Source organism: Exiguobacterium sp. PFWT01 (genome assembly GCF_018255795.1).
GTDB lineage: Bacteria > Bacillota > Bacilli > Exiguobacteriales > Exiguobacteriaceae > Exiguobacterium.
Map to the genome: position 1 here is coordinate 1108195 of NZ_CP073755.1, position 14011 is coordinate 1122205.

A 14011-nucleotide genomic window follows, 5' to 3' on the forward strand; every position below is an offset into this window, starting at 1 on the left:
TTAGACAAATGAAATAGCGTGCGCGATGAAGGAAAAAAGTAACTCTTCCTGTCATGAATGAAGCGAGTCCGGGGTGGTGTGAGCCGGGTGTCATGAGAAGAGCGAATGGCGATTCCAGAGCGCCCACATCTTTTAAGAGTGGTCCCATAATTGGGGCAAGTAGGGTGGAACCGCGGGAATCAATCCCGTCCCTATGTGCTAGGCACATAGGGGCGTTTTTTGTCGTTTCAATACTATTGGAGGTGTCATTAATGAAGCACATGACAGTGCAAGAAATCATTCTCACGCTACAAAACTTTTGGGCGTCAAAAGGTTGTTTGACGATGCAGGCGTACGATGTGGAAAAAGGAGCCGGGACGATGAACCCGATGACATTCCTCAGAAGCCTTGGGCCAGAACCGTGGAACGTCTGTTATACCGAGCCGTCACGCCGTCCTGCTGACGGTCGTTACGGGGAAAACCCGAACCGTCTATACCAGCATCATCAATTCCAGGTCATCATGAAGCCGTCACCAAACAACATTCAAGAGTTGTACTTGGAGAGCCTTGAATTGATTGGCATCAATCCGCTTGAGCATGACATCCGTTTCGTCGAAGATAACTGGGAAAACCCGACGTTCGGAGCAGCAGGTCTCGGTTGGGAAGTTTGGTTGAACGGAATGGAAATCACGCAGTTCACGTACTTCCAACAAGTCGGTGGAATCGAGTGTGACCCGATTGCCGTGGAAATCACATACGGACTTGAACGTCTCGCTTCATACATTCAAAAAGTAGAAAGTGTATTCGACCTTGTCTGGACGGACGGATTCAAATACGGCGACATCTTCTATCAACCAGAATTTGAACATTCGAAATATACGTTCGAACTGTCTGACGTCGACATGTTGTTCACGTTATTTGATACGTATGAGAAAGAAGCGAAGCGTGCGCTTGAAGAGAACCTTGTCTTCCCTGCATACGATTACATTCTAAAATGTTCGCACACGTTCAACTTGTTGGACGCGAAAGGCGCTATTTCTGTGACGGAACGTACAGGCTTCATCCAGCGTGTCCGGAACATGTCGCGTGCGTGTGCCGCTAAATTTATTGAAGAACGGGAACGCCTTGGATTCCCACTTTTGAAACAAGAGAAAGCAGGTGACTTGAATGCGTGACCTTCTGTTAGAGATTGGATTAGAGGAACTGCCGGCTCAATATGTCTTGCGTTCAGAGAAACAGTTGGCGGAACGTGTTGACGCGTTCTTAAAAGAGGCGCGTGTTAATTTTGGCTCAATCGAAGTGTACTCGACACCACGTCGTTTGGCTGTCATCGTTCGGGATGTGGCTGAAACGCAACAAGATTTGACAGAAACTCTTCGTGGACCTGCCAAAAAGATTGCACAAGATGCGGAAGGTAACTGGTCGAAGGCGGCACAAGGTTTTGCGCGTGGCCGCGGATTGACAGTGGAAGATCTCTATTTCGCAGAAGAAAAAGGAGTCGAGTACGTCTTCGCGGAACGCCATGAAAAAGGACAGGAGACGCTCTCGCTATTGAACGGTCTTGAAGATGTGGTCCGTAGCTTGACGTTCCCGAAAAACATGAAATGGGGAACGAGCAGCCTACGGTATATGCGTCCGATTCGTTGGTTAATTGCCCTCTTCGGTCAAGACATCATCGACTTCACAATCGAAGGCGTGAAAACGAATAACGTGACGCGTGGGCATCGTTTCCTCAGTAAAGGGGACGTAGTCATTTCATCACCTGCCGAATATGTCCAGACATTAGAGTCTGCTTTTGTCATGGCGAACTACGAGATGCGTAAAGCTGAAATCGAACGTCAGATTCAAGAGCTTGCCACGAAACAAGGATGGACGATTCCACTCGATGCCGACTTGCTCGAAGAAGTGACAAACTTAGTCGAATGGCCGACCGCTCTCTTCGGGGAATTTGATGAAGCGTACCTCGACTTGCCTGAGGAAGTATTGATCACAACGATGAAAGAGCATCAACGTTATTTCCCGGTCTATCTCGACGGAACGTTGAAAAACTATTTTGTGACGGTACGAAACGGGAATGCCGAGCACCTTGAAAATGTAGCGCGCGGTAACGAGAAAGTTATTCGGGCCCGTCTTGCGGATGCCGTGTTCTTCTATGAAGAAGACAAAAAGACGAAAATCGATGATCAACTCGGACGTCTCGACCGCATCGTCTTCCATGAAAAATTGGGAACGACTGGTGCGAAAGCACGTCGCGTGACGAAAATCGCCCAAGAACTTGCGCCGTTGTTTGAGGCAGACCTTGAAAAAGTAAGCCGTGCCGGTGCCATTCATAAATTCGACCTCGTGAGCCAGATGGTATACGAGTTCACAGAACTTCAAGGGATCATGGGTGAGAAGTATGCACTCCAACAAGGCGAAGACAAGGAAGTGGCTGCGGCGATCCGTGAGCATTACATGCCACGCTTTGCTGGGGACGCTTCTCCAGAGACGGCAACAGGTGCCGTTCTTGCCCTTGCCGACAAATTAGACTCGATTGCAGCATTCTTTGGTATCGGGATGATTCCGAGCGGTTCACAAGACCCGTTCGCGCTTCGTCGCCAGGCCCAAGGTGTTGTTCAAATTCTTGGAGATTGGAAGATTGACCTCTCAATCGACACGTTGCTTTCAAAAGTTGTCGAATTGCAACTGGAAGCAGGACTCTATGAAGCCGATAAAGAACAAGTTAAGGCACAACTAGATGAGTTCTTCAAATTGCGCTTGAAATATCGCCTGCAAGAACAGCAGGTTCGTTATGATGTGATTGACGCCGTATTGACGACCTCATTGACGGTTGTGCGACTCGATGCCCGCGCAGACGCGATTCAAGAATTTGTATCAACGGATGCGAAGGCGTTGATTGAGCAATTGTCGCGTGTCGTGAACATCTCGAAAAAAGGTGAAGCGGGAGACGTCGATCCTTCCTTGTTTGAGAACGATCATGAGATTGCGTTGCATGATGCGATTGAACAGACCGCTCCTGCAACAGCCGATGCTGTCGAGATGGGAGATTACAAGAAAGCGCTCGACCTTCTACAACAACTCGAATCACCGATTATGATGTATTTCGAACATACAATGGTTATGAGTGATGACGAGGCGGTCCGCCAAAACCGTCTCCATGAAATGAACCGGCTTGCAACGACGATTAAGCGTGTCGCAGATTTCAACGCGCTCGTACTCTAAACAAACTAGAGGGGGTTGGCTATGCAACTGAATGAACGCCAACAAAAAATCGTCGAGATCGTGAAGGAGAACGGGCCGATCACAGGGGAACAAATCGCACAAGAGCTCTCATTGACACGTGCGACCTTGCGGCCTGACCTCGCCATTTTGACGATGACAGGAATACTTGAAGCTAGACCTCGTGTCGGCTACACGTTCGTTGGCAAACGGAATTCGTCGATGCTCCGAGAAAAATTAGATTCGCTGACCGTGGGGGACTTCATGTCTTCTGCGAAAGTCGTACGGGATGAGATGACGGTATATGATGCGATCGTCACGTTATTCTTAGAAGATGTCGGCTCGTTGTTTGTTGTCGGGCGTGACCGGGAGTTAGTCGGAGTTTTATCTCGCAAAGACCTCCTGCGCGCGGCCATCGGAAATCAAGACTTAGACCAGTTACCCGTCAACGTCATCATGACCCGCATGCCGAACATCACGGTATGTGAGAAAACAGAAACGTTGATTCGGGCTGGGATGAAATTGATCGAGAAACAAATCGATGCCATGCCCGTCGTAGAAGAAAAGGATGGGAAACTGATTGTGCTCGGACGTATGACGAAGACCAATATGACGAAGGTGCTCATTGCGCTAGCGAACGATGAGTCGATCTGAGGAGGAAACCGAATTGACTACGAAACAACTCGTGTTCGTTGTAAGTGACTCGGTCGGGGAGACATGCGAACTCGTCGTCCGGGCAGCGAGTATCCAATTCCACGAGAATGCGATTGATACCCTTCGCATCCCGTTCGTCGAAGATGAGCAGACGATTATCGATGTCGTCACGCAAGCGAAAGCACAACAGGCCATCATTGCGTTCACGCTCGTTAATGAGGAACATCGCGCCCTTCTCATGCGACTCGGTGAAGAACATCAAGTGAAGACGGTTGATTTGCTCGGAGATTTGCTCGATGTGTTATCTGGTCAATTGAAAGAAGCGCCACGTGAAAAGCCAGGGCTCATCTATCGATTGGATGATGATTACTTCCGAAAAATCGAGGCGATGGAGTTTGCCGTCAAGTATGACGATGGTCGGGACCCGCGTGGGCTGAAAAAAGCCGATATCGTGTTGGTCGGTGTTTCTCGAACGTCAAAGACGCCGCTATCTCAATATTTGGCACTGAAACGATATAAAGTCGCGAACGTGCCGCTCGTTCCAGAATCGAGACCGCCTGAGGAGTTGTTTGATTTGCCTGCTGAACGATGTGTCGGGCTGATCATCTCTCCGGAAAAGCTGATTTCAATTCGGATGGAACGTCTCAAATCGCTCGGTTTGAAGCCGGAAGCCGATTATGCGCAGCTCGAGCGAATCAATCGTGAACTCGAGTATGCGCGTGGTATTTATGAACGAATCGGTTGCGATGTCATCGATGTGACGAACAAAGCAGTTGAAGAAACGGCAGGGATCATCTTGCGTCATCTCGAACAGTCTAAAGATGATTGAACGAGTAAGTGTTTCAATTAGTAATCATTGCTTCAAGAGGGTATAATAGAGTATTGACAGTACAGTGAAACGGAACGTGATGAGCGTTCCGTTTCGTTGCGAGATTGGAAACAGGGAGTGGTCAACATGCCACGAATACCAGATGAAGTCATCGCAGAAGTGAAACAAGCGACCGATATCGTAGAATTGATTGGCGAACGTGTCGAACTAAAGAAACAAGGACACCGCCTTGTCGGATTATGTCCGTTTCATTCCGAAAACTCACCATCTTTCTCCGTCTCGCCTGAAAAAGGGATGTATCACTGTTTCGGTTGTGGCGCCGGCGGAAATGTATTTACGTTCGTGATGGAAACCGAGGGATTGTCGTTTCCTGAGACGGTCGAACGCTTGGCAACACGGGCGAACATTTCAGTAGACGGCATTCAAGGAGACGAGGAATTGACGCGTGAACAGGTATGGCGCAAACAGATGCGTGATGCGCATCGCCTTGTCGCCGACTTGTATCATGAAGTGTTGATGAAAACAGAGGCTGGAGAAGTGGGCTTAACGTATTTACGGAATCGTGACCTAGCTGAAGAGACGATTGCGCAATACAAGATCGGGTTTGCCCCAGACCAACGACGCTTTACTGTCGAGCTGTTGGAGCGGCGCGGGTTTGATTTAGAAGTAATGGTTGAGGCAGGTTTGATCTCAAAGTCGAAGTCCGGTGAATATTTTGACCGATTTGAAGGACGGGTCGTCTTTCCGATTGCGGATCGAGACGGCACCATCGTTGGCTTCAGTGGACGAGCGATTGACGACCGACAACCCAAGTATGTGAATACGGCTGAGACGCCACTCTTCAATAAGAGCGAGTTGTTGTTCGGTTTCTCCCAAGCCCGAGCGACGATGCGTAAGAAAAAACGTGTCTTCCTCGTTGAAGGGAACGTCGACGTCCTGCAAGTCGCGCAAGCGGGCACACAAGAAGTTGTGGCATCGCTCGGGACCGCGTTCTCCCCTCAACACGCAAGGGCGCTATCCCGCATCGTGGAAGAAGTCATCATCTGTTATGACGGAGACCACGCGGGACAAGAAGCGACACAAAAAGTCATTCGCCTCTTAGAAGCGTCTCCACTCGATGTCCAAGTTTTGCCACTACCGGAAAAGACGGACCCAGATGATTATATCCGTCAGCATGGGGCAACTCACTGGCAGCAGTTTATTGAAACTGAGCAGTTGAGTGTTCTCGATTTTATGAATCGTATGTACCGACGTGGAAAAAACTTGAACCGAGAAGGAGAACGGATTCGCTTTATTGAATCTATGCTTGAAGAGATCGGTAAGACAAATGATTCGATTCGAAGAGATTTATATGTGAAGAAATTATCGGATGAGTTTGAGATCCCGCTAGAGACGCTCCGTTCGAGAATCCCTCGTCCGACGTCAAGCGAATCAACTCCCACACGCGCGATGGAACCTGTAGAGCCGGTACGAAAACGCTCGAGTAAAGCAGGTGAGCCACGTTGGATGAAAGCCGAGAAGTACTTGTTGCGTGCGATGTTGACGGGGCCGGAGCAAGTCCGTTTCGTACGCGACCGTTTAGGGCTTCGTTATCAAGATGAAACCCATCGTATGTTAGGTTCAGCATTGTATGAAATCGTGTCCGAAACGATGACACAGGACGAGTTTGATCAGGTCACGCTTCCGTTCATGGAGCGTTATTGCGATCAACGTCCTGATTATGCGATGCGCTTTGCAGAGATTCGTCTGATGGCTGGACCGGATGAACTGTCTGAAGATGTTTTAGACGAATACATTCGGGTCATAAACAGTTATGAGGAGCAACGTCAAATCGAGCGTGCAAAAAGGGAAATCGCTCAAGACGCCGAAAGTATTGTAGACCAGGCGTCCAAGCTACAAGAATTGATTGCCCGTAGTCGTCGTCTTCGAGAACGATGATCGTGGATGAAGTTTGGAAGGAGTTGAACTGCTAGATGGCAGAGAAGAAGAAAGAGGATTTATTTAACGCCATAGAGGAACTTGAAAAGTTAGGTAAGAAAAAAGGCGTCGTCTCAATGCAAGCAATCCAAGATCGCCTCAGTCACTTCGAGGTGGATTCGGATTTCATCGATAACTTCATCGAAGATTTAGAGGCTAAAGACATCCGTGTCACAGAAGATGCAGCGGACGCAGAAGAAACACCTGCGAAAAAAGAGGATGAAGAAGTCGATTTGAACGACTTATCAGTACCTCCCGGAATCAAAATCAACGACCCGGTTCGGATGTATTTGAAAGAAATCGGACGAGTCGATCTCCTCAGTGCGAAAGATGAGACAGAGCTCGCTAAACGAATCGAGCAAGGGGACGAGGAAGCGAAGAAACGTCTCGCAGAAGCGAACCTACGTCTCGTCGTGTCGATTGCGAAGCGTTATGTCGGTCGTGGGATGCTCTTCCTTGATTTGATTCAAGAAGGGAACATGGGACTCATCAAAGCGGTCGAAAAATTCGACTACATGAAAGGGTTCAAGTTCTCGACGTATGCGACGTGGTGGATTCGTCAAGCGATCACACGTGCGATTGCCGACCAAGCCCGTACGATTCGTATTCCTGTACACATGGTGGAAACAATCAACAAATTGATTCGTGTCCAACGTCAATTGCTTCAAGACCTCGGTCGTGAACCTTCTCCGGAAGAGATTGCCAAAGAGATGGAACTCACACCTGAGAAAGTCCGTGAAATTTTAAAGATTGCCCAAGAACCTGTTTCTTTAGAAACACCGATCGGGGAAGAAGACGATTCACATCTCGGTGACTTCATCGAAGACCAAGATGCGATGGCTCCTCAAGATGCGGCAGCCTATGAATTGTTGAAAGAGCAATTAGAAGACGTTCTGGATACGTTGACAGACCGTGAAGAGAACGTCCTTCGCCTTCGTTTCGGTTTAGATGACGGCCGCACACGCACACTCGAAGAAGTTGGTAAAGTATTCGGTGTCACACGTGAGCGGATTCGTCAAATCGAAGCGAAAGCCCTTCGTAAATTGCGTCACCCGAGTCGTTCCAAACGCTTGAAAGACTTCCTCGATTAATTCAATATTTGAATAAAGTGTGAAGTTTTAGAAGAAAGGAAGGAAAATGAGTGATTTTCCTTCCTTCTTTATTATTTTTTGAGTAAAATAGTGTTGGATAGAAATTTGGAATGAACATGAGGGGGAACTACAATGCGTAATCCATTGTTACCGTTTGCGGCAATCGCAATCGTCGCAATTATTGCCATGGTATCATTATCGTATTTTGGGGTGAATCAGGCGCAACAAGCGGCTGAAGGTCCAGCAGTCACTGAAATGAACCCAGAAGAGTTGTATGCTGCGAAGGGTTGCACAGGTTGCCACGGCGGAAACCTTGAAGGTGGCGTCGGTCCAGCACTTACAGGTGTCGGCGATCGTCTTTCACCAGAAGAAATCGCAAACATCATCGTCAACGGTCAAGGTGCGATGCCAGCAGGTCTTGCATCAGCTGAAGAAGCAGAAGTGCTTGCGAACTGGTTGATTGAACAATAAGAGGTGACGCACTCCGTGATGGGGTGCGTTTTTTGTTGTCGAACTGTGGAGAATTCGATACGCTAGGGAAGAAGTAGAACAAAGGAGTTGTCTGTATGCAAGAACGTGTCATGTTAGACCGACGATTGAAGCAGGTCGTCGATTATATCCCAAAAGGAAGTGTGCTCGCCGATATCGGTTCGGATCATGCGTATGTCCCATGCTATGCCTTTCAGCAAGGAATCATTTCAAAAGGAATCGCGGGTGAAGTGAACGTTGGGCCGATGGAAGCTGCAAGGGCACAAGTCGATTTGATTGGGGCCGGTGATGCCATTGATGTACGCCTTGGCGATGGTCTTGCTGTCTTACAGCCCAATGAAGCGACGTGCATCTCGATCTGCGGGATGGGCGGCAGTTTGATTCGCTCCATTCTCGAAGCGGGTCAAGATAAGCTCGGTGCGGTCGAACGGCTCGTCCTTCAACCGAACGTTGATGGGCAACACGTACGAAGTTGGCTCCTTGAACATGGATATGTCCTTGTCGAAGAGGCAATTGTGGAAGAAAATGATAAGGTTTACGAAATCCTGGTCGGAGAAAAAGGTACTGAGTCCATTTATAGCGACGAGTCGGACGAGCGGATGTGGCAGTTGTTATTCGGTCCATATCTCATTCAAGAGCGACCAGAACCATTTAAACTCAAGTGGAGTCGTGAAGCTGATAAGCTCGATTATGTGCTTGGACAGATGGCAGCTGGCATTCAATCGGAAGCCTTGATTCAAAAACAAGTGGAGTTCAAACGGATGCGTGACAAGATGAGAGAGGTGAGTCAGTAATGGCGAACGGCAATCAAGTGATTCAATTGTTTGAGGAATTTGCACCTAAACATTTGGCGGTCGAAGGGGATAAAATCGGCTTGCAGATTGGATCGCTCAACAAAGAAGTCAAACGGGTCATGGTCACGCTTGATGTACTTGAATCGGTTGTGGATGAAGCGATTGAGAAACAAATCGATTTGATTATCGCGCATCATCCGCCCATCTTTAGTCCGTTAGCTCAAGTCAATGACCGTTCCACGGCTGGGAAGATTACGATGAAATGTATTCAGCACGATATCGCGGTCTATGTCGCTCATACGAATTTAGACGTATGCAGCGGTGGTGTGAACGATTGGATGAGTGAGGCGATTGGTCTCCGAGATACGAAAGTACTCGTCCCGACCTATGAGGAGCCGGTCTATAAACTAAGTGTATTCGTTCCATCCACGCATGCGCATGACGTATCCCGGGCTCTAGGAAAAGCGGGTGCAGGACATATTGGTGACTATGCGGACTGTCAGTTCCGTGTTTCCGGAACGGGGCAATTCACTCCGCTCGAGGGGACAGATCCCTTCATCGGTCGCCCGCATGAAACGGAACAAGTGGACGAGGTGAAAATCGAAACGGTCGTTCGGGAGAGTCAGAAGAAACGTGTACTAAAAGCAATGAAAGACGCCCATCCATATGAGGAAGTGGCGTATGACCTCATGCGCGATGAAATCGAGGGTCATGTATTTGGGCTAGGGCGAATCGGTCGACTTGAACAGGCCATGACACTTGAACAGTTTGCCGAACACGTGAAAACAAGCTTTGGGGTTGAGGGCGTGCGAGTCGTCGGAGACCCGAGGCGTTCGATTGAAAAAGTTGCCGTATTAGGTGGAGACGGGAATAAATATGTGTCTACTGCGCATTTCAAAGGTGCAGATGCATATGTGACGGGTGATTTATATTTCCACGTGGCTCATGATGCGATGGCGCTTGGGCTTGCAGTCGTAGACCCAGGGCATCATGTCGAGAGTATCATGAAACAAGGTGTAATCGATGTGCTCAGCAAAAAGTTTGAAAAAGCGAAAATCAATGTCGACTTGATTCAATCTGTTGCCAACACGAACCCGTTTCAATTCAAGTAAATCCTAAAAATCCCCCATCCTCTGAGAGAATGGGGGATTCCTTCACTTACGCAATGCTTTCACTTTCGGTAAGATACTCCGAAGTTCAAGAAATGGCGTTTTATCGTGCGTGCTTAAGTCGTCTGGGTCATATTGCGATAAAAAGTCGATGACTTTTTTTGTGATCGGTGTCGGGGTAGAGGCGCCCGACGTCACTGCGACGGTCTCCACGCCTTCAAGCCAATTCAAGTCAAGTTCACTCAAGTCACCGATCCGATATGCATTCGTTCCGGCAATCTCTTTTGAAACTTGTGCTAAACGATTGGAGTTGTTGGATTTGGGATCTCCGACGACAATCAACAATTCGCAGTCTCCCGCTTGTTCAGCGACGGCTTCTTGACGAACTTGCGTCGCGTTACAGATTTCATTATGCACTTCCACGTGAGGATAACGGGCTTGAATCGTTTCAATTAATGCGGAAACGTCCCATTGACTCATCGTCGTCTGGTTCGTCACCAAAATTTTTCGTTCGAACAAGCGACTCGGCAACTGATCGATTTCATGTTCATATTGAATCAAATGAACATGGTCTGGTGCAACCCCGATTGCACCCTCCGGTTCCGGATGCCCGTGTTTTCCGATATAGATGACATCATATCCTTCTGCCGTTTTCTCACGAATCAAATCGTGAGTGACCAAGACGTCAGGACAAGAGGCATCTACAATTGTCAATCCTTTCTCGATGGCACGTTTCCGGACGAGTGGTGAAATGCCGTGCGCCGTGAAGACGACTGTTCCTCGATCGATGGTTTCGAGCGCTTGCATGCGGTCTTCTCCATCAACGGTTTTGACACCGAGATCCTCAAACGCCTGTGTGACGTGACGGTTGTGGACAATCATTCCAAGTATATGAATCGGGCGTGGCAAATCAGGATTTGCGACCGCCTCATTTGCGAGCTTCATGGCATCTACGACACCATAACAATATCCGCGTGGGCTAATTTTTTTAACTTTCATATGAAGACGAAGGCTCCTTTCGAAGTGCTTTCATACGTATTAGTCTAACATTGTTTCGAAAATACGAAAAGATTTGCGTGTATTCATGCTATAATTTTTAGGTTAGAGAGGAGGGACGCCGTGAATCGCATGAAACCATTGCGTGAACTAAGAAAATCGTACTTTTTCCAAATTACGTTCATCATCATCATTATTTTAGCACTTGTCATTTCATCACTTGCCTTCTCTGCTGACCGCGTCACGGTGTCTCGAGCAGAAGAATTGGCGAAAGAGCAATTTGATTACGCCATCGATGACAGTATTGAGAATGTGGAGTCCCGACTTGGGAAATTGTATGAGGATTTAGTTTACTTAGGCGCTTACGTTGGAAATGAGCCATGGATCGAAGAACGGATCCGAACAGGATATTTGAATCAACGCACGAGTTTTACATCCATCTTTTATTATGATGTCAATCAAGACTCATTTAAATGGTACTCGGAGCGACAAGTCGCCTCTTCTGTTCTGAAGCGGGATCCGAAGTTCACGGAAGTATTGACTGCCAGTGGAAAAGAACTATATATGAGTGACCCTGTGATGATCAGTGGGGACATGGGAACTTTCCTATACGTTCCGGTCATCGAAGAAAATCGACCAATCGGTATTTTTGGGGGAAGCATTAGCGTCTTGAACTCTGACTTGTATCGTCGTTCGTTGGAATCTGCGAATGATGACATGATTCTATACTTGTTAGATGAGCAAGGCGAAGTGTTGACGACTTCGTTCAACTTGGTCACAGATGCGGAACGTCGGATATCGCGTGAAGTCATCGACGAAGCATTAGATCGAAGCGAACGGACAATCTTGAGTACGGATGAAGATACGGTGATGTTTGAACCGGATGCACGAGTCAGTGGATGGAGCATGCTCGCAAAACATCAAAATGACTCCGTCTATGAAACGGTCTACGACACGCGTTGGCAGTATTTGATGATTGCGCTCGTCACGTTCTTCCTGAGCATTCTCGTTGGATTGTTGCTTTCACGGACGTTGACGAATCCGCTTGTCGAGCTGGTCAACCAGATTAAACAACAACAATCGCTCGGAACGATTTCATTGGAACGAACGGGTTCGAAAGAAGTGGAGACGCTACTCGATACGTATAACGATTATGCACAGCGGATGGAAACGTCACGACGTGAACAGTTGAGTCAGCAACAGTTGATTTTGCATCAAGAAAAATTAGCCTCGCTCGGTCAATTGGCCGCCGGGATTGCCCATGAAATTCGAAATCCTCTGACTCCCGTCCATATCACGTTGCAGATGGTGCGCGAGGGTCAAGGTAGTTCAGATATGGTGGATGTTGCCATCAAAGAACTGGAGCGGGCGAATGATTTGATTTCAACGATGCTGACGCTCGCCAAACCCGATCAGGCTGGTAAAAACGAAGATTGGATCAACATGTTAGACTTTGCGAAACGACTTGAATTTTTAATGGATGCCGAATGTTACAAACGACCGACAAAATGGGAGTTACTTGTACCGAACGACATGCCTCCATTTTATGCATCCTTTGATATGCTCGTTCAAATTATCTACAACCTCTTCAAAAATGCGGTCGATGCCGTCGAATCAAAAGGCGCCGACGGGAGTGTCGTCGTGACGGTACTCTTTACGGAGCAGGAATATCGCTTTTTGATTGAAGATAACGGAATTGGCATGAGTGAGGAACAACTCAAGACAGTCGGTTCCGCCTTCAATACGACGAAGGAAAGTGGAAACGGTCTAGGAATCTATATGATTCAAGAGTACTTGAAGAGCGTTAACGGTGCGATGGAGATTGATAGTGTGATGAACAAAGGGACCGCGATTTTAATCAAAATCCCAAGGAGACAACCGTCATGAAAGGACTAAAACATTATTGGCTTTGGTTACCGGTCGTGTGGGCCATGACGATTCTCCTTATCACCTCGATTCAACTCCCAGAGCAAAAGACGAATGAAAAAGAAGTAGGGTTCGTATTTGTCAGTGATAAACACGAACATGCGAATAAACTACTGGACTCGTTCGTGCATACAGCAAACCAAAAAGGGTTCATCCCGATTCCGACCACGAGTGAAGATTCGCGTGTCCTTGAAAAAGAAAAATTAGATTCGTTGATTGACCGGGGTGTCGAGGCTATCTTTTTGACGACTCTCGATGACACGTTCATTCAACCTTCATTAGAACGCGCAAAACGCAAAAACATCCCGATTATTGCGATTGACCGTATGATTGATCATCCGAGTGTGCTCACATCTGTCGTATCCGACAATGTCGACATCGGTAGGATGGCGGCCGAACAAATTGCTGCCAAGTATAATGAGCTCGATCGTCCGATTCGCGTGGTCGAAGTGAGGGGAACCCCGAAAGTTCGTTCCACGATGGACCGGAGTCTCGGCATTCGAGAGTACGAAAAGCAACATGGCGACGATTTTCAGATCATCGCATCCATCACCGGGAACTATGACACATTCCAAGCCGAAATCGAGATGTCACGTTGGTTAGAAGAAGAGATTCCGTTTGATGCAGTCTTTTCACATAACGATGATAATACGTTCGGTGTCGTCCGGGCTTTAGAAAGTCACGGTTTGACGGACAAGACGATCGTGTCGGTCGACGGGATTTCAGATATCTATCCGCTCATTCAAAACGGGAAGGTCAATGCCACTGTCGTGCAGTCACCGAACGAGATGATGGAAGTCGGCTTCAAAGCACTCGAACAACATTTAAATGGAAAGAAAATTGCCAAACACTATTATTCATCGAGTTATTTATATGAAGGTGTGGCAAAAGATTGATTGACAAATCATTTGATTCCGCTATGCTAGGAAAAGTGGAAAGAAACAGGAG

12 protein-coding genes are annotated in these 14011 nt (G+C 47.7%); 11 read left to right on the forward strand and 1 reads right to left on the reverse strand.

The features are described 5' to 3' along the window. Positions 1-260 precede the first annotated feature (260 nt). The 9 genes from glyQ to KD909_RS05755 all read left to right on the forward strand — a co-directional run bounded on the left by glyQ (position 261) and on the right by KD909_RS05755 (position 10144). A complete protein-coding gene (glyQ, locus tag KD909_RS05715) occupies positions 261-1154 on the forward strand; it encodes a glycine--tRNA ligase subunit alpha (protein ID WP_211782865.1) in 894 nt (297 codons plus the stop codon). Then, positions 1147-3201, forward strand: a complete 2055-nt coding sequence (gene glyS / locus KD909_RS05720; protein ID WP_211782636.1) for a glycine--tRNA ligase subunit beta — start codon at positions 1147-1149, stop codon at positions 3199-3201. Before glyQ ends, glyS begins: the two co-directional genes overlap by 8 nt. A 21-nt stretch (positions 3202-3222) precedes the next feature. Then, complete coding sequence (locus KD909_RS05725) at positions 3223-3852, forward strand: transcriptional regulator CcpN (RefSeq protein WP_012726643.1); 630 nt, start codon at positions 3223-3225, stop codon at positions 3850-3852. Beyond that, a complete protein-coding gene (locus KD909_RS05730) occupies positions 3839-4681 on the forward strand; it encodes a pyruvate, water dikinase regulatory protein (protein WP_031423239.1) in 843 nt (280 codons plus the stop codon). The genes KD909_RS05725 and KD909_RS05730 overlap by 14 nt, the downstream gene beginning before the upstream one ends. Positions 4682-4807: 126 nt before the next feature. Continuing rightward, positions 4808-6619, forward strand: coding sequence for a DNA primase (gene dnaG / locus KD909_RS05735; RefSeq protein ID WP_211782637.1), 1812 nt, complete (start codon positions 4808-4810; stop codon positions 6617-6619). A gap of 35 nt (positions 6620-6654) precedes the next feature. After that, on the forward strand, positions 6655-7749 hold the full coding sequence (rpoD, locus tag KD909_RS05740) for an RNA polymerase sigma factor RpoD (protein ID WP_012726640.1): 1095 nt from the start codon (positions 6655-6657) through the stop codon (positions 7747-7749). 132 nt (positions 7750-7881) lie between these two features. Next, complete coding sequence (gene cccA / locus KD909_RS05745) at positions 7882-8220, forward strand: cytochrome c550 (RefSeq protein ID WP_012726639.1); 339 nt, start codon at positions 7882-7884, stop codon at positions 8218-8220. Between the two features lie 95 nt (positions 8221-8315). Beyond that, on the forward strand, positions 8316-9032 hold the full coding sequence (locus KD909_RS05750) for a tRNA (adenine(22)-N(1))-methyltransferase (RefSeq protein ID WP_211782638.1): 717 nt from the start codon (positions 8316-8318) through the stop codon (positions 9030-9032). Continuing rightward, positions 9032-10144: a Nif3-like dinuclear metal center hexameric protein gene (locus KD909_RS05755; protein WP_211782639.1), complete on the forward strand. Its 1113-nt coding sequence runs from the start codon at positions 9032-9034 to the stop codon at positions 10142-10144. The genes KD909_RS05750 and KD909_RS05755 overlap by 1 nt, the downstream gene beginning before the upstream one ends. Positions 10145-10186: 42 nt before the next feature. Here the strand turns inward: KD909_RS05755 and KD909_RS05760 are convergent, their stop codons facing one another. Next, a complete protein-coding gene (locus KD909_RS05760) occupies positions 10187-11140 on the reverse strand; it encodes a 4-hydroxy-3-methylbut-2-enyl diphosphate reductase (protein WP_012726636.1) in 954 nt (317 codons plus the stop codon). A 129-nt stretch (positions 11141-11269) separates the two neighbouring features. Between KD909_RS05760 and KD909_RS05765 the strand changes: the two genes are divergently transcribed. Continuing rightward, the gene (locus KD909_RS05765) at positions 11270-13024 is read left to right on the forward strand and encodes a sensor histidine kinase (protein WP_230237482.1); all 1755 of its coding nucleotides are present in this window, start codon (positions 11270-11272) and stop codon (positions 13022-13024) included. Next, positions 13021-13959, forward strand: coding sequence for a sugar ABC transporter substrate-binding protein (locus KD909_RS05770; RefSeq protein ID WP_211782641.1), 939 nt, complete (start codon positions 13021-13023; stop codon positions 13957-13959). The genes KD909_RS05765 and KD909_RS05770 overlap by 4 nt, the downstream gene beginning before the upstream one ends. Positions 13960-14011 lie beyond the last annotated feature (52 nt).